Source organism: Streptomyces niphimycinicus (assembly GCF_018883605.1).
GTDB lineage: Bacteria > Actinomycetota > Actinomycetes > Streptomycetales > Streptomycetaceae > Streptomyces > Streptomyces niphimycinicus.
On record NZ_JAHLEM010000160.1, the window covers coordinates 1 to 13,472 of the forward strand.

At 68.7% G+C, this 13,472-nt stretch carries 21 protein-coding genes; 19 read left to right on the forward strand and 2 right to left on the reverse strand.

The genetic code is table 11. The features are described from left to right. Window positions 1-326: 326 nt before the first annotated feature. A complete protein-coding gene (locus KN815_RS15785; RefSeq protein ID WP_253209006.1) occupies window positions 327-2,465 on the reverse strand; it encodes a PIG-L family deacetylase in 2,139 nt (712 codons plus the stop codon). A gap of 542 nt (window positions 2,466-3,007) precedes the next feature. On the opposite strand from KN815_RS15785, the gene KN815_RS15790 reads away from it, so the two are divergent. Continuing rightward, the gene (locus KN815_RS15790; RefSeq protein ID WP_253209007.1) at window positions 3,008-3,595 is read left to right on the forward strand and encodes a Uma2 family endonuclease; all 588 of its coding nucleotides are present in this window, start codon (window positions 3,008-3,010) and stop codon (window positions 3,593-3,595) included. 3 nt (window positions 3,596-3,598) lie between these two features. On the opposite strand, the gene KN815_RS15795 is transcribed toward KN815_RS15790, so the two are convergent. Continuing rightward, a complete protein-coding gene (locus KN815_RS15795; RefSeq protein WP_216342576.1) occupies window positions 3,599-4,423 on the reverse strand; it encodes a DUF3152 domain-containing protein in 825 nt (274 codons plus the stop codon). A gap of 641 nt (window positions 4,424-5,064) precedes the next feature. Here KN815_RS15795 and rpsJ point away from each other — a divergent pair. The 18 genes from rpsJ to rplR all read left to right on the forward strand — a co-directional run bounded on the left by rpsJ (window position 5,065) and on the right by rplR (window position 13,448). Further along, window positions 5,065-5,373 (forward strand): 30S ribosomal protein S10, encoded by a 309-nt coding sequence (rpsJ, locus tag KN815_RS15800; protein WP_003948644.1) that lies wholly within the window; start codon window positions 5,065-5,067, stop codon window positions 5,371-5,373. Between the two features lie 13 nt (window positions 5,374-5,386). Further along, window positions 5,387-6,031 (forward strand): 50S ribosomal protein L3, encoded by a 645-nt coding sequence (gene rplC, locus KN815_RS15805; RefSeq protein ID WP_093470442.1) that lies wholly within the window; start codon window positions 5,387-5,389, stop codon window positions 6,029-6,031. 8 nt (window positions 6,032-6,039) lie between these two features. Beyond that, complete coding sequence (rplD, locus tag KN815_RS15810) at window positions 6,040-6,693, forward strand: 50S ribosomal protein L4 (protein WP_216342577.1); 654 nt, start codon at window positions 6,040-6,042, stop codon at window positions 6,691-6,693. Beyond that, window positions 6,693-7,019, forward strand: coding sequence for a 50S ribosomal protein L23 (rplW, locus tag KN815_RS15815; RefSeq protein ID WP_216342578.1), 327 nt, complete (start codon window positions 6,693-6,695; stop codon window positions 7,017-7,019). Before rplD ends, rplW begins: the two co-directional genes overlap by 1 nt. Window positions 7,020-7,066: 47 nt before the next feature. Beyond that, window positions 7,067-7,903 (forward strand): 50S ribosomal protein L2, encoded by an 837-nt coding sequence (rplB, locus tag KN815_RS15820; RefSeq protein ID WP_059148971.1) that lies wholly within the window; start codon window positions 7,067-7,069, stop codon window positions 7,901-7,903. A 12-nt stretch (window positions 7,904-7,915) separates the two neighbouring features. Next, the gene (rpsS, locus tag KN815_RS15825; protein WP_014178772.1) at window positions 7,916-8,197 is read left to right on the forward strand and encodes a 30S ribosomal protein S19; all 282 of its coding nucleotides are present in this window, start codon (window positions 7,916-7,918) and stop codon (window positions 8,195-8,197) included. 40 nt (window positions 8,198-8,237) lie between these two features. Then, a complete protein-coding gene (gene rplV, locus KN815_RS15830) occupies window positions 8,238-8,585 on the forward strand; it encodes a 50S ribosomal protein L22 (RefSeq protein ID WP_059148970.1) in 348 nt (115 codons plus the stop codon). Beyond that, a complete protein-coding gene (gene rpsC / locus KN815_RS15835; RefSeq protein WP_014054169.1) occupies window positions 8,585-9,412 on the forward strand; it encodes a 30S ribosomal protein S3 in 828 nt (275 codons plus the stop codon). Before rplV ends, rpsC begins: the two co-directional genes overlap by 1 nt. A gap of 5 nt (window positions 9,413-9,417) precedes the next feature. Beyond that, window positions 9,418-9,837, forward strand: a complete 420-nt coding sequence (rplP, locus tag KN815_RS15840; RefSeq protein ID WP_014054170.1) for a 50S ribosomal protein L16 — start codon at window positions 9,418-9,420, stop codon at window positions 9,835-9,837. Continuing rightward, window positions 9,837-10,061, forward strand: coding sequence for a 50S ribosomal protein L29 (gene rpmC, locus KN815_RS15845; RefSeq protein WP_009715874.1), 225 nt, complete (start codon window positions 9,837-9,839; stop codon window positions 10,059-10,061). The genes rplP and rpmC overlap by 1 nt, the downstream gene beginning before the upstream one ends. Beyond that, complete coding sequence (rpsQ, locus tag KN815_RS15850; RefSeq protein WP_055556095.1) at window positions 10,061-10,348, forward strand: 30S ribosomal protein S17; 288 nt, start codon at window positions 10,061-10,063, stop codon at window positions 10,346-10,348. Before rpmC ends, rpsQ begins: the two co-directional genes overlap by 1 nt. 100 nt (window positions 10,349-10,448) lie before the next feature. Next, window positions 10,449-10,817 (forward strand): 50S ribosomal protein L14, encoded by a 369-nt coding sequence (rplN, locus tag KN815_RS15855; protein WP_003998823.1) that lies wholly within the window; start codon window positions 10,449-10,451, stop codon window positions 10,815-10,817. A 3-nt stretch (window positions 10,818-10,820) separates the two neighbouring features. Further along, window positions 10,821-11,144, forward strand: coding sequence for a 50S ribosomal protein L24 (gene rplX / locus KN815_RS15860; protein WP_014054173.1), 324 nt, complete (start codon window positions 10,821-10,823; stop codon window positions 11,142-11,144). Further along, window positions 11,144-11,704 carry a 50S ribosomal protein L5 gene (gene rplE / locus KN815_RS15865; protein WP_014054174.1) on the forward strand — a complete coding sequence of 187 codons (561 nt, stop codon included), beginning with the start codon at window positions 11,144-11,146 and terminating at the stop codon, window positions 11,702-11,704. The genes rplX and rplE overlap by 1 nt, the downstream gene beginning before the upstream one ends. Window positions 11,705-11,707: 3 nt before the next feature. Further along, complete coding sequence (locus KN815_RS15870) at window positions 11,708-11,893, forward strand: type Z 30S ribosomal protein S14 (RefSeq protein WP_003948630.1); 186 nt, start codon at window positions 11,708-11,710, stop codon at window positions 11,891-11,893. Between the two features lie 209 nt (window positions 11,894-12,102). Beyond that, a complete protein-coding gene (gene rpsH / locus KN815_RS15875; protein ID WP_055556099.1) occupies window positions 12,103-12,501 on the forward strand; it encodes a 30S ribosomal protein S8 in 399 nt (132 codons plus the stop codon). Window positions 12,502-12,521: 20 nt separating this feature from the next. Further along, window positions 12,522-13,061 (forward strand): 50S ribosomal protein L6, encoded by a 540-nt coding sequence (gene rplF, locus KN815_RS15880; protein ID WP_216342579.1) that lies wholly within the window; start codon window positions 12,522-12,524, stop codon window positions 13,059-13,061. Between the two features lie 3 nt (window positions 13,062-13,064). Continuing rightward, window positions 13,065-13,448: a 50S ribosomal protein L18 gene (gene rplR / locus KN815_RS15885; protein WP_059148968.1), complete on the forward strand. Its 384-nt coding sequence runs from the start codon at window positions 13,065-13,067 to the stop codon at window positions 13,446-13,448. Window positions 13,449-13,472: the final 24 nt, after the last annotated feature.

Here is a 13,472-nt window from a genome sequence, read left to right on the forward strand (position 1 = left end):
GCCGATCCGGCGCCGCCCGGACGCCGCGCAGACGCCGCGTGTGGGGCACGGGCCGGACACGGATCGGGGATGCCGCCCAGGGGAGCGCCGCGGCAGGGGATGGCCATGGGTGTGCGATGCCAGGCGGGCGGCCTGGGAGGTGCCGTACGGGGAGATGGCCAGGAGCGCGTGGCACCAGGCGCGCCGCCCGGAGGCGCGGCACCAGGCAGGCCGCCCGAAGGCGCCGCACCGGGCGCGCCACCATGAGGGCGCCACGGGGGCGTGGGTCGGGCGTGGGCCGGGGACGGTGTCCCCGGCCTCGCCGCTCCCGGTGGTGAGCCGGGCCGTCAGGCCCGTTTCGTGGAGTGTGGGCGCCAGATCCACGGGGTGGCGTCCGGGGCCATGCCCACCACGCAGGCGCCCTGGCGGCCGTCGTCCGCCAGCAGTGCCGGGGCGCCGACCGGGATCAGGTGGCCGGGGGAGCGCAGGGGCCTGGCGTCCGGGCCGGTGCCGTACTGGACCTGGACCTCCCCGCCCAGGTCGCGGCCGACCAGCAGCAGCGTCTTGGCGCCGCGGCGGCCGGAGGGTTCGGCCACGGTGTGCGCGGCGATCGCCCCGTAGCCCTCGAAGTGCCGCACGGTGAGGGAGGTGGCGCCGTGGACGGCGGGCACGGTGGCCGCGGGGGTGCGGTAGACCAGCGCGAGCGAGCCGTCGGGGGCCACCGCGGCGGCCGGCGGATCCCCGCCGGGGCGCGGCAGACCGGTCGGCGGGCGCAGCGCGACCGGGCCACCGGCCCACTCCTGGGCCCAGTGGTGGACGGTGTCGCGGCCACAGGCGAGGACATGGACCCGCCCCTCCGCGTCCAGCAGCGCGGTCAGCCCGTCCTGGACCTCGTCGCCGCCGAGCCGCTGCCAGGGACTCCAGTGGCCGCTCGCGTCCCGTACGCGGGTGGCCAGGCCCTTGTCCGCGGTCCGTACGAAGAGATGGACCCGGCCGTCGGGGGTGGCGACCGCCGCCGGGCAGCCGACCCGGCGGCCGTGTTCGCTGCTGGTCTCGGGGGTGCCGAGTCCGGTCCAGGCGCGGAACGGGCCGTCCGGGCGGCGCTGTTCCAGCACCACGATCTCGCGCAGGTCGGCCGCGCCCTGGCCGCCCAGCGCCGCGAACCGCAGGGCGAACAGCACCTGCCGCCCCTCGCTGTCCCGCACCGCGGCGAGCGCCGGGGCGAGCGGTCCGCCACCGAGCCCCAGCGGCACCCCGAACCGCCCGCTGCCGGGCGCAGTCTCCCGCCACCGCACGGCCTGGGTGCCGAGCACGCCGTACGCCACGAGCCGGCCCTGGTCGTCGGTGGTGGGGGCGGGCAGGGCGGTGGGGTAGCGGTAGTGGGTGGAGCGGATCCAGCCCTTGCGGTTCAGCAGCGGGCGCACACCGCCCTGGCTGTAGTCGCCGCAGCCGGCCGCGTTGCCGCAGTCCCAGTCCGGGGCGCCGCCGTAGGACTTGATCACCCGCGCCTTCCGGGCGAGCACCGCGGGCGGCAGATTGTGCGGCCAACGCTGGTTGTAGTAGCCGCGGAACGCGGTGGTGGTGAAGCGCGGGGCGTGCTTGTCCCGCTGGGCGGACGCGGCCACCCACTGGGCGATCGCCTTCCAGGTGAACAGCGCGACCGGGGTGTGGTCGCGGTGGTCCGAGCACCCCGGCTGATCGTTGTCCTTGGGGTGCAGCGCGTCGTGCACCTGGAAGTCGGGGTCCGGGTCCAGCGTGTGGATCAGCGTCGGCCGATAGCGGTCCATGATCTCGGCGAGCACGTCGACCAGCGTCTGATGGCCGTACGAACTCCGGTGCGGCACGGGGGAGCCGGTGGCCAGGAGGGTGCTCATCACGGCGCCCGGGGTGTTCCAGAGCGCGGGGATCCGTACGCCGCCCTCCGACAGCATCGCGATATTGAGGAAGATCAGCCGGACCCTGCGGGCGCCGCCCGCGAGGGTGTTGGTCTCCGCGGTGACCCCGCCGGGCAGCCGCAGCACCGACCGCTGCCAGGGCGCGAACTGGTTCAGCCCGGCCATCCGCGCGTACGCCTGCCGCAGCCCCTGATGGCGGGAGGCGGAGTAGGCGGCCTTGTCGACGGGCGGGATCGGCGTCCCCGCCTGGTGGTTGATCCCCCGCGCCTCACCGGCCGTGACGTACACGGACACCACCGGGACACCGGAGCGCAGCACCTGCTCGGCGTCCGGATTCATGAAGTACAGATCGTCGTCGGGATGCGCCATGACCTGAAGCAGCAGCGCCTGCTTGTCGCCCACCGTCGAGGTGAAGGGCTCCGCCGCCCCGGGCGCACTGCCCCGCGCGGGCTCGGATGCCGTACCCCGCGAGCCTCCACCACCACCGCAACCGGCGACCCCGGCCGCCCCGGCCGCGGTGAGTGCCGCCAGCGCGGCCAGCGTCTGCCTGCGAGTGGTGCCCGTTCCCCGCACTGTCCATCGACTGTTCAATTTGGTGACCCTGTCACTTCGGCAGCGCGTAGTCTCCGGCTGCTCCGAGTGAAAGGACGGGCAATGATCTTGACAGGTTGTCCGGTGGCCCGGAGGTATCGGTCACAGTCCGGATACATCGTCCTTCGCCACGGGGGCGCGGAGGCGCGGGAGCGCGCGGGCGCCCACGCCGATGAACCCGGGTCGCTCAGTCGGAGATCGGCACCCCGCGTGCCGCCACACCCACACCACCCGGGGCAGCCCGTCCGGCGGGGTCAGCCGGGTCAGCTCCTGGAAGCCGAACTTGTGGTGGAAGCGCGCGGACGCGTCGTTGGGCGGATCGTTGACCCCACCGAGCCCTGGGCGCCGTCCGGCCCGTTCAGGCTCCGTGACTCGGCGAGGCGCGCGATCCTCTTCTCGGCGCGCCGAAACCACCGTGGGCACGGTGGACCGCACCACCGTGTCAACCTCGCGCCGTTCGGTTCCTCCCTATGTGGGGCTTTGTCGCACATAGGGACGCTACCGTGGTGACAGGGTCGAAGATCTCGTCCATGGGAGGAATCATGACCGCCGAACCGCAGCGCACCACCTGGCCCGTGCCGCCGCCGGACGGCTACACCGTGGACGATCTCTACAATCTGCCCGACCTCCCGCCGCACACCGAGTTGATCGACGGGAGCCTGGTCTTCGTGAGCCCGCAGCGGGTCTTTCATATGCTGGTGATGTATCTGCTGGAGGCCGGACTGCGCCGGACGGTGCCGGACGAGTTCCGGGTGCGCCGGGAGATGACCGTCGTGCTGGGACCCCGCAACGCCCCGGAGCCCGATCTTCTGGTGGTGCGCGCGGAGGCGGAGCAGAGTCGGCGGCAGACCCGGTACGAAGCGGCCGACATGGTGCTCGCTGTGGAAGTCGTCTCGCCGGATTCCGAGGAGCGGGACCGCGAGACCAAGCCCCTCAAGTACGCCGCCGCGGGCATTCCCCACTTCTGGCTGGTCGAGATGGCGGGGGAGAAGGATCGTCCGGCCGTGCACACCTACGAGCTGGACCTCGTCACCAAGTCCTACACGAACACCGGCATCTATCACGAGCGGCTGAAGCTGACCGTCCCCTTCACGATCGACATCGACCTGACCCAGATCGATCACATGTAGTCGTCACGGGACCGCCGGGCCCTCGATGTACCTGCCATTCGCGCTGTAGGGCCACTCGTTCGCGGCACAGCCCTTGAGCCCGTATATCTGCTGCATCATCACCGGCGCCCGTTTGCCCTTCCCGGGGCAGGTCTCGTGGCCGTGGCCGATGCGGTGGCCGACCTCGTGGTTGACGATCAGCGCCCGGTAGCCGCTGATGGGGCCGGAGAACTCCGGTGAGCCGGTGTTCCAGCGCTTGAGGTTGACCATGATCTGGGTGCCGGCGTCGCAGTTGACCTCACCATGGGTGTCCAGGCCCACGGCGCCGCAGATCTCGTCGACCGTGTCCGGGGTGGCGATCTTCACCTCGAAGTCGGAGGGGCCGTCGGCGACCAGTTGGAAGGAATGCTTGCCGTCGCTGGTCCAGCCGCGCTTGTCGGCGAGGATCGCCGAGATTTCGGCCGCGGCCCGCTTCGCGTCGACGCCGGTGCCTTCCTCCACCATGACCTTGAACCGCCGCGGGTCGCTTCCCCTGCCGATCACCGCGCCGGAGGACTTCGCGGTGATGAACTCGCCGGTCGCGGTGGCGGGGGAGCCTGGGCGAGGGGGTCTGGAGGTGGCCGAGATGGCGTCGGGCGGCAGGGCTGCCGGGGCCGTGGCGCGGGCCGCGTCCTTGCCGCCACCGCCACCATCGCCGTCGTCGCGTAACGCGAACACGACCCCGGCGATCAGCGCCACACCGGCGGCCAGTGCCACCGCCACGTTCCGGGGGCGGGCGCTCCGGGTGGTGCGTCTCCGTCGTCTTGGCGGTGAGGTGGATGGGCCGGGGGCCTGCGCGGTGGAGGTCATCGGGGGCGCTTCCAAGGGGGCAGCGGGGCGGGTGAATCGGCCGCGTGTGCATGCCGCGTGAGCATGTCGGTGCCCCGGCGTGCGAGTGTGCCGTGTGTTCCCCCGGAGGGAGACGTGTGGGGAGGGCGACCGGTTGGGGCCTGTGCCCTGTTGTGCGCGGGGTCACATCGCTGTGCGCGGGGTCACATTGGGTGGCATCCCGAATCTCACACTCGCACGTGACACTGTGCACCGGCCTCCGATGCTCGCCGAGTTTGAAGCGGGCCCCGCGACGGGTACGCTTCCGGGCCTCTTGATTGGCGTCCGAAGCAGCCGATATGGCACACTAGCCAGGTTGCTCGGTTGAGTGCCGATGCTGCGCGCCTCTCGCCGGGAGGACTGGAAGCGAGTCCCACGGTACTCGTCGCCCCTGATCAGGGGCGGAAGTACGGGAATCTTCCGGGAAGCGTCAGCGGGGCCCCAGCCAGGCGCCCGGTGGGTGACTTTCTCCCCCAGCAACCCCCTTCACCAGGGATCTCCGTATGGAGATTTATGAGAAGGACTGCGACACGCCCGACCGCGTGGGTCGGAAGTGGGGTGGAGAGGGACGCGCACGCCACCGGGTCCCAGAGCGTTACGAGAGACAGGACTACGAAGTAGCCATGGCGGGACAGAAGATCCGCATCCGGCTCAAGGCCTACGACCACGAGGTCATCGACTCCTCGGCGAAGAAGATCGTCGAGACGGTGACCCGCACTGGTGCGTCGGTCGCGGGCCCGGTGCCGCTGCCCACAGAGAAGAACGTGTACTGCGTCATCAAGTCGCCGCACAAGTACAAGGACTCGCGCGAGCACTTCGAGATGCGTACGCACAAGCGCCTCATCGACATCCTCGACCCCACGCCGAAGACCGTCGACTCGCTGATGCGTCTCGACCTGCCGGCGGGCGTCGACATCGAGATCAAGCTCTGAGGTGACGCGCGAGATGGCTAAGCAGATCAAGGGCGTCCTGGGCGAGAAGCTCGGCATGACGCAGGTGTGGGACGAGAACAACCGTGTCGTCCCGGTCACCGTCGTCAAGGCCGGTCCGTGTGTCGTGACCCAGGTCCGTACCGATGACGCGGACGGCTACAGCGCCGTCCAGATCGCCTTCGGCGAGATCGACCCGCGCAAGGTGAACAAGCCCCTCAAGGGCCACTTCGCCAAGGCCGATGTGACCCCGCGCCGCCACCTGGTGGAGCTGCGTACCACCGACGCCGGTGAGTACACGCTCGGTCAGGAAGTCACGGCCGAGGTGTTCGAGTCCGGTGTCAAGGTCGACGTGACCGGCACCAGCAAGGGCAAGGGCACCGCCGGTGTCATGAAGCGCCACGGCTTCGGCGGCCTCGGCGCCGGCCACGGCACCCAGCGCAAGCACCGCTCGCCGGGCTCCATCGGTGGCTGCGCCACCCCGGGCCGCGTGTTCAAGGGCCTGCGCATGGCCGGCCGCATGGGCAATGAGCGGGTCACCACCCAGAACCTGACCGTCCACGCCGTTGACGCGGAGAAGGGCCTGCTCCTGATCAAGGGAGCGGTTCCTGGTCCGAACGGCGGCCTCGTCCTGGTCCGTACCGCGGCCAAGGGGGCCTGAGGTAACCGATGAGCACCATTGACATCCTTTCGCCGGCAGGCGACAAGGCCGGGACCGTCGAGCTCCCCGCGGAGATCTTCGACGCGCAGGTCAGCGTTCCGCTGATCCACCAGGTCGTCGTCGCCCAGTTGGCCGCTGCCCGTCAGGGCACGCACAAGACCAAGACCCGCGGCGAGGTCCGGGGCGGTGGCAAGAAGCCCTACCGCCAGAAGGGCACCGGCCGCGCGCGCCAGGGCTCGACCCGCGCGCCGCAGTTCGCCGGCGGTGGCGTCGTGCACGGTCCCGTGCCGCGCGACTACAGCCAGCGCACCCCGAAGAAGATGAAGGCCGCCGCGCTGCGCGGTGCCCTCTCCGACCGGGCGCGCCACGAGCGGATCCACGTCGTGACCGGTGTGGTCGACGGCGACATCTCCACCAAGGCCGCGAAGACCCTGCTGGGCAAGATCAGCGAGCGCAAGAACCTGCTCCTGATCGCCGAGCGGAGCGACGAGGCCGCGTGGCTGTCCGCCCGCAACCTGCCCCAGGTGCACATCCTGGAGCCGGGCCAGCTCAACACGTACGACGTGCTCGTCTCCGACGACGTGGTCTTCACCAAGGCCGCCTTCGAGTCCTTCGTGGCTGGTCCCAAGGCCGCTGAGAAGACCGAAGGGAGCGCCGCCTGATGAGTGAGGCGACCGCTGTCACCAGCAAGACCTTCACCGACCCCCGCGACATTCTCGTCAAGCCGGTGGTCTCGGAGAAGAGCTACGCGCTGCTGGACGAGAACAAGTACACGTTCCTCGTCGACCCGCGCGCGAACAAGACCCAGATCAAGCAGGCCGTCGAGGCGGTCTTCTCGGTCAAGGTCACCGGGGTCAACACGATCAACCGGCAGGGCAAGCGCAAGCGCACCCGCACCGGCTACGGCAAGCGCAAGGACACCAAGCGCGCCATCGTGACCCTCGCCGAGGGCGACCGTATCGACATCTTCGGCGGCCCGGTCTCCTAACGGAGATCGGAACGTCCAGAAGTCCGGAATCTTCCGAGGACTGAGAAATGGGTATCCGCAAGTACAAGCCGACGACCCCGGGCCGTCGTGGCTCCAGCGTCGCCGACTTCGTCGAGATCACGCGGTCCACGCCGGAGAAGTCGCTGGTCCGCCCGCTGCACAGCAAGGGTGGTCGTAACAACGCCGGCCGCATCACGGTCCGCCACCAGGGTGGCGGTCACAAGCGTGCGTACCGCGTGATCGACTTCCGCCGTCACGACAAGGACGGCGTCCCGGCGAAGGTCGCACACATCGAATACGACCCCAACCGCACCGCGCGCATCGCGCTGCTGCACTACGCCGACGGCGAGAAGCGCTACATCCTCGCGCCGCGCGGCCTGACGCAGGGCGACCGGATCGAGAACGGCCCCGGCGCAGACATCAAGCCCGGTAACAACCTCTCGCTGCGCAACATCCCGGTTGGTACCACGCTCCACGCCATCGAGCTGCGGCCCGGCGGCGGCGCGAAGTTCGCCCGCTCCGCGGGTGCCTCCGTGCAGTTGCTGGCGAAGGAGGGCTCCATGGCCCACCTCCGCATGCCGTCCGGTGAGATCCGCCTGGTCGACGTCCGCTGCCGCGCCACCGTTGGCGAGGTCGGCAACGCCGAGCAGTCGAACATCAACTGGGGCAAGGCCGGCCGCATGCGCTGGAAGGGCGTCCGCCCGACCGTTCGTGGTGTGGTCATGAACCCCGTCGACCACCCGCACGGTGGTGGTGAGGGCAAGACCTCCGGTGGTCGCCACCCGGTCTCGCCGTGGGGTCAGAAGGAGGGCCGTACGCGCTCGCCGAAGAAGGCCAGCAACAAGTACATCGTCCGCCGCCGCAAGACGAACAAGAAGCGCTAGGAGCGGGTTTAGATGCCGCGCAGTCTCAAGAAGGGGCCCTTCGTCGACGACCACCTGATCAAGAAGGTGGATGTCCAGAACGAAGCCGGCACCAAGAACGTCATCAAGACCTGGTCCCGCCGCTCGATGATCGTCCCGGCCATGCTCGGCCACACGATCGCGGTGCACGACGGCCGCAAGCACGTCCCGGTGTTCGTCACCGAGTCGATGGTCGGCCACAAGCTCGGCGAGTTCGCGCCGACCCGCACCTTCCGCGGCCACGAGAAGGACGACCGTAAGTCGCGTCGTCGCTGATCGGCGGAAGAGACTCATGACAGACACCGAAGGGACAACCATGGAAGCCAGGGCCCAGGCGCGGTACATCCGCGTCACGCCCATGAAGGCCCGCCGCGTGGTGGACCTCATCCGTGGCATGAGTGCCACGGAGGCTCAGGCGGTCCTGCGTTTCGCCCCGCAGGCCGCGAGCGTGCCGGTCGGCAAGGTGCTGGACAGCGCCATCGCCAACGCCGCGCACAACTACGACCACACCGACGCCGACAGCCTCTTCATCTCCGAGGCATATGTCGACGAGGGCCCGACCCTGAAGCGGTTCCGTCCGCGTGCCCAGGGCCGCGCCTACCGGATCCGCAAGCGGACCAGCCACATCACCGTGGTCGTCAGCAGCAAGGAAGGAACCCGGTAATGGGCCAGAAGGTTAACCCGCACGGGTTCCGGCTCGGCATCACCACCGACTTCAAGTCGCGCTGGTACGCCGACAAGCTGTACAAGGACTACGTCAAGGAAGACGTCGCCATCCGCCGGATGATGACGAAGGGCATGGAGCGCGCGGGCATCTCCAAGGTGGAGATCGAGCGCACCCGTGACCGCGTCCGCGTCGACATCCACACCGCCCGGCCGGGCATCGTCATCGGCCGCCGCGGCGCGGAGGCCGACCGTATCCGCGGCGAGCTGGAGAAGCTGACCGGCAAGCAGGTGCAGCTCAACATCCTCGAGGTGAAGAACCCCGAGGTCGACGCTCAGCTCGTGGCCCAGGCCGTGGCCGAGCAGCTCTCCTCCCGCGTCTCCTTCCGTCGTGCGATGCGCAAGTCGATGCAGAGCTCGATGAAGGCCGGTGCCAAGGGCATCAAGATCCAGTGTGGTGGCCGTCTCGGCGGCGCCGAGATGTCGCGCTCGGAGTTCTACCGCGAGGGCCGTGTGCCCCTGCACACCCTCCGGGCCAACGTCGACTACGGCTTCTTCGAGGCCAAGACCACCTTCGGCCGCATCGGCGTCAAGGTGTGGATCTACAAGGGCGACGTGAAGAACATCGCCGAGGTCCGCGCCGAGAACGCCGCCGCCCGCGCCGGCAACCGCCCGTCGCGCGGTGGCAGCGACCGCCCGCAGCGCCGTGGTGGCGAGCGCGGTGGCCGTGGCCGTAAGCCGCAGCAGCAGCAGAGCGCCCCCGCCGAGGCCCCCAAGGCCGAGGCCACCGCCGCTCCGGCTGCTGAGAGCACCGGAACGGAGGCCTGACCGACATGCTGATCCCTCGCAGGGTCAAGCACCGCAAGCAGCACCACCCCAAGCGGTCCGGCATGGCCAAGGGCGGCACGGAGCTGGCGTTCGGCGAGTACGGCATCCAGGCCGTCACCCCGGCGTACGTCACCAACCGGCAGATCGAGGCCGCTCGTATCGCGATGACCCGCCACATCAAGCGTGGCGGCAAGGTCTGGATCAACATCTACCCGGACCGTCCGCTGACGAAGAAGCCTGCCGAGACCCGCATGGGTTCCGGTAAGGGTTCGCCGGAGTGGTGGGTCGCGAACGTCAAGCCCGGCCGGGTGATGTTCGAGCTGTCCTTCCCGAACGAGAAGACTGCGCGTGAGGCGCTCACCCGCGCTGCTCACAAGCTCCCGATGAAGTGCCGGATCGTGCGGCGCGAGGCAGGTGAGTCGTGATGGCGGCCGGTACCAAGGCGTCCGAGCTGCGTGAGCTGAACAACGAGGACCTCGTTGGCAAGCTCCGTGAGGCCAAGGAAGAGCTGTTCAACCTCCGCTTCCAGGCGGCGACCGGACAGCTTGAGAACCACGGCCGGCTGAAGGCCGTCCGCAAGGACATCGCCCGGATCTACACCCTGATGCGGGAGCGCGAGCTCGGCATCGAGACGGTGGAGAGCGCCTGATGAGCGAGACGAATGTGACTGAGAACGCAACGCAGAGCCGCGGCTTCCGCAAGACCCGTGAGGGTCTGGTCGTCAGCGACAAGATGGACAAGACCGTCGTCGTCGCCGTCGAGGACCGCGTCAAGCACGCGCTGTACGGCAAGGTCATCCGCCGTACGAACAAGCTCAAGGCGCACGACGAGCAGAACGCCGCGGGTGTCGGCGACCGTGTCCTCCTGATGGAGACCCGGCCGCTGTCCGCGACCAAGCGCTGGCGCGTCGTCGAGATCCTCGAGAAGGCCAAGTAATTCCTGCGGGCAATAGTCCGCAGGACAGTTCCGCCAGGCTCGGCAGGGGCTGGAGATATCCAGCCCCTGCCGGGAACCGGCAGACGATCAGGAGATAGACGTGATCCAGCAGGAGTCGCGACTGCGCGTCGCCGACAACACGGGCGCGAAGGAAATCCTTTGCATCCGTGTTCTCGGTGGCTCCGGTCGCCGCTACGCGGGCATCGGTGACGTCATCGTCGCCACCGTCAAGGACGCGATCCCCGGTGGCAACGTGAAGAAGGGTGACGTCGTCAAGGCGGTCATCGTGCGCACCGTCAAGGAGCGCCGCCGCCCGGACGGTTCGTACATCCGCTTCGACGAGAACGCGGCCGTCATCCTCAAGAACGATGGCGACCCCCGCGGCACCCGTATCTTCGGCCCGGTGGGCCGTGAGCTGCGCGAGAAGAAGTTCATGAAGATCATCTCGCTCGCGCCGGAGGTGCTGTAACCGATGAAGATCAAGAAGGGCGACCTGGTCCAGGTCATCACCGGTAAGGACAAGGGCAAGCAGGGCAAGGTCATCGCGGCCTTCCCGCGCGAGGACCGGGTCCTGGTCGAGGGTGTCAACCGGGTCAAGAAGCACACCAAGGCCGGACAGACCGCTCGTGGTTCGAAGACCGGCGGCATCGTGACGACCGAAGCCCCGATCCACGTGAGCAACGTTCAGCTCGTGGTGGAGAAGGACGGCAACAAGGTCGTCACCCGCGTCGGATACCGCTTCGACGACGAGGGCAACAAGATCCGCGTTGCCAAGCGGACCGGTGAGGACATCTGATGACTGCCACCACCACTGCACCGCGCCTCAAGGCGCGCTACCGCGAAGAGATCCAGGGCAAGCTGCAGGAGCAGTTCTCCTACGAGAACGTCATGCAGATCCCCGGTCTGACCAAGGTCGTGGTCAACATGGGTGTGGGCGACGCCGCCCGCGACTCCAAGCTGATCGAGGGCGCCATCCGCGACCTCTCCACGATCACCGGTCAGAAGCCCGCCGTCACCAAGGCCCGTAAGTCCATCGCGCAGTTCAAGCTGCGTGAGGGCCAGCCGATCGGCGCCCACGTCACCCTCCGCGGTGACCGCATGTGGGAGTTCCTGGACCGTCTGGTGTCGCTCGCGCTGCCGCGCATCCGCGACTTCCGCGGTCTGTCGCCGAAGCAGTTCGACGGCCGGGGCAACTACACCTTCGGTCTCACGGAGCAGGTCATGTTCCACGAGATCGACCAGGACAAGATCGACCGCGTCCGGGGTATGGACATCACCGTGGTGACCACGGCGACCAACGACGACGAGGGCCGCGCCCTGCTGCGTCACCTCGGCTTCCCGTTCAAGGAGGCGTGAGCCGTGGCGAAGAAGGCTCTCATTGCCAAGGCCGCCCGCAAGCCCAAGTTCGGCGTGCGTGGTTACACGCGCTGCCAGCGTTGCGGACGTCCGCACTCCGTCTACCGCAAGTTCGGCCTGTGCCGCGTGTGCCTTCGTGAGATGGCTCACCGTGGCGAGCTGCCGGGCGTGACCAAGAGTTCCTGGTAATCGACCCTTACGGGTTGATACCGGACTCTCGGTAAGCAAATGGATGGCGAGCCCCGCCCGTCCACTCCCGTAGAGTGGAACGGTTGGGCGCTCGCCGCCCAGAATCCTTACTACGCCGTAGGTCCCCGCGCCGCACCCGTGCCCGCCGTTGAGTGGGTGAGAGGGATGGCGCATACAGGAAACCCCGGCGAGAGAGGCCGAAGGCCATCATGACCATGACCGATCCGATCGCAGACATGCTGACGCGTCTGCGAAACGCGAACTCGGCGTACCACGACTCCGTCGTGATGCCCCACAGCAAGATCAAGTCGCATATCGCGGAGATCCTCCAGCAGGAGGGCTACATCACCGGCTGGAAGGTCGAGGACGCCGAGGTCGGCAAGAACCTCACCCTCGAGCTGAAGTTCGGCCCGAACCGCGAGCGCTCGATCGCCGGCATCAAGCGGATTTCGAAGCCGGGCCTGCGGGTCTACGCAAAGTCCACCAACCTGCCGAAGGTGCTCGGCGGCCTGGGCGTGGCGATCATCTCCACGTCGCACGGGCTCCTCACCGACAAGCAGGCCGGCAAGAAGGGCGTGGGTGGGGAAGTCCTCGCCTACGTCTGGTAACCAGGGAACGGAGGAAGCACATGTCGCGCATTGGCAAGCTGCCCATCCAGGTTCCCGCTGGTGTGGACGTCACCATCGATGGCCGCACGGTCGCCGTGAAGGGCCCCAAGGGTTCTCTCTCGCACACCGTCGCCGCGCCGATCGATGTCGCCAAGGGTGAGGACAACACTCTCGTTGTCACCCGCCCCAACGACGAGCGTCAGAACAAGGCCCTGCACGGCCTGTCCCGCACGCTGGTGGCGAACATGATCACCGGCGTGACCCAGGGCTACAGCAAGGCGCTCGAGATCAGCGGTGTGGGTTACCGCGTCCAGGCCAAGGGCTCCAACCTGGAGTTCGCCCTGGGCTACAGCCACCCGATCCTGATCGAGGCCCCCGAGGGCATCACCTTCAAGGTGGAGTCCCCGACCAAGCTGAGCGTCGAGGGCATCGACAAGCAGAAGGTCGGCGAGGTCGCCGCGAACATCCGCAAGCTGCGCAAGCCCGACCCGTACAAGGCCAAGGGCGTGAAGTACGCGGGCGAGGTCATCCGCCGCAAGGTCGGAAAGGCTGGTAAGTAAGCCATGGCATACGGTGTGAAGATCGCCAAGGGCAACGCCCGTAAGGCGGCTGCCGTCAAGCGGCGTCACATCCGCGTCCGCAAGCGGGTCTCCGGCACGCCGGTCCGTCCTCGCCTCGTGGTGACGCGGTCCAACCGTCACATGGTGGCGCAGGTCATCGACGACATCGCGGGCCACACGCTGGCCTCGGCGTCGACGCTGGACAGCGCCATCCGGGCGGCCGAGGGCGACAAGAGCGCCCAGGCGCAGCAGGTCGGCGCGCTGGTGGCCGAGCGGGCGAAGGCCGCGGGCATCGAGGCCGTCGTGTTCGACCGTGGTGGCAACAAGTACGCCGGGCGGATTGCCGCTCTGGCGGACGCCGCCCGCGAGGCCGGGCTGAAGTTCTGAGCCCCGGTTCCAACGCAAAGCGGA

What these genes read in the sequence shown, in the direction of transcription:
- KN815_RS15790 (WP_253209007.1), top strand. Translation starts at nt 3,008, where the DNA reads ATGACCGCCGAACCGCAGCGCACCACCTGGCCCGTGCCGCCGCCGGAC.
- KN815_RS15795 (WP_216342576.1), bottom strand. Translation starts at nt 4,423, where the DNA reads ATGACCTCCACCGCGCAGGCCCCCGGCCCATCCACCTCACCGCCAAGA.
- rpsJ (WP_003948644.1), top strand. Translation starts at nt 5,065, where the DNA reads ATGGCGGGACAGAAGATCCGCATCCGGCTCAAGGCCTACGACCACGAG.
- rplC (WP_093470442.1), top strand. Translation starts at nt 5,387, where the DNA reads ATGGCTAAGCAGATCAAGGGCGTCCTGGGCGAGAAGCTCGGCATGACG.
- rplD (WP_216342577.1), top strand. Translation starts at nt 6,040, where the DNA reads ATGAGCACCATTGACATCCTTTCGCCGGCAGGCGACAAGGCCGGGACC.
- rplW (WP_216342578.1), top strand. Translation starts at nt 6,693, where the DNA reads ATGAGTGAGGCGACCGCTGTCACCAGCAAGACCTTCACCGACCCCCGC.
- rplB (WP_059148971.1), top strand. Translation starts at nt 7,067, where the DNA reads ATGGGTATCCGCAAGTACAAGCCGACGACCCCGGGCCGTCGTGGCTCC.
- rpsS (WP_014178772.1), top strand. Translation starts at nt 7,916, where the DNA reads ATGCCGCGCAGTCTCAAGAAGGGGCCCTTCGTCGACGACCACCTGATC.
- rplV (WP_059148970.1), top strand. Translation starts at nt 8,238, where the DNA reads ATGGAAGCCAGGGCCCAGGCGCGGTACATCCGCGTCACGCCCATGAAG.
- rpsC (WP_014054169.1), top strand. Translation starts at nt 8,585, where the DNA reads ATGGGCCAGAAGGTTAACCCGCACGGGTTCCGGCTCGGCATCACCACC.
- rplP (WP_014054170.1), top strand. Translation starts at nt 9,418, where the DNA reads ATGCTGATCCCTCGCAGGGTCAAGCACCGCAAGCAGCACCACCCCAAG.
- rpmC (WP_009715874.1), top strand. Translation starts at nt 9,837, where the DNA reads ATGGCGGCCGGTACCAAGGCGTCCGAGCTGCGTGAGCTGAACAACGAG.
- rpsQ (WP_055556095.1), top strand. Translation starts at nt 10,061, where the DNA reads ATGAGCGAGACGAATGTGACTGAGAACGCAACGCAGAGCCGCGGCTTC.
- rplX (WP_014054173.1), top strand. Translation starts at nt 10,821, where the DNA reads ATGAAGATCAAGAAGGGCGACCTGGTCCAGGTCATCACCGGTAAGGAC.
- rplE (WP_014054174.1), top strand. Translation starts at nt 11,144, where the DNA reads ATGACTGCCACCACCACTGCACCGCGCCTCAAGGCGCGCTACCGCGAA.
- rpsH (WP_055556099.1), top strand. Translation starts at nt 12,103, where the DNA reads ATGACCATGACCGATCCGATCGCAGACATGCTGACGCGTCTGCGAAAC.
- rplF (WP_216342579.1), top strand. Translation starts at nt 12,522, where the DNA reads ATGTCGCGCATTGGCAAGCTGCCCATCCAGGTTCCCGCTGGTGTGGAC.
- rplR (WP_059148968.1), top strand. Translation starts at nt 13,065, where the DNA reads ATGGCATACGGTGTGAAGATCGCCAAGGGCAACGCCCGTAAGGCGGCT.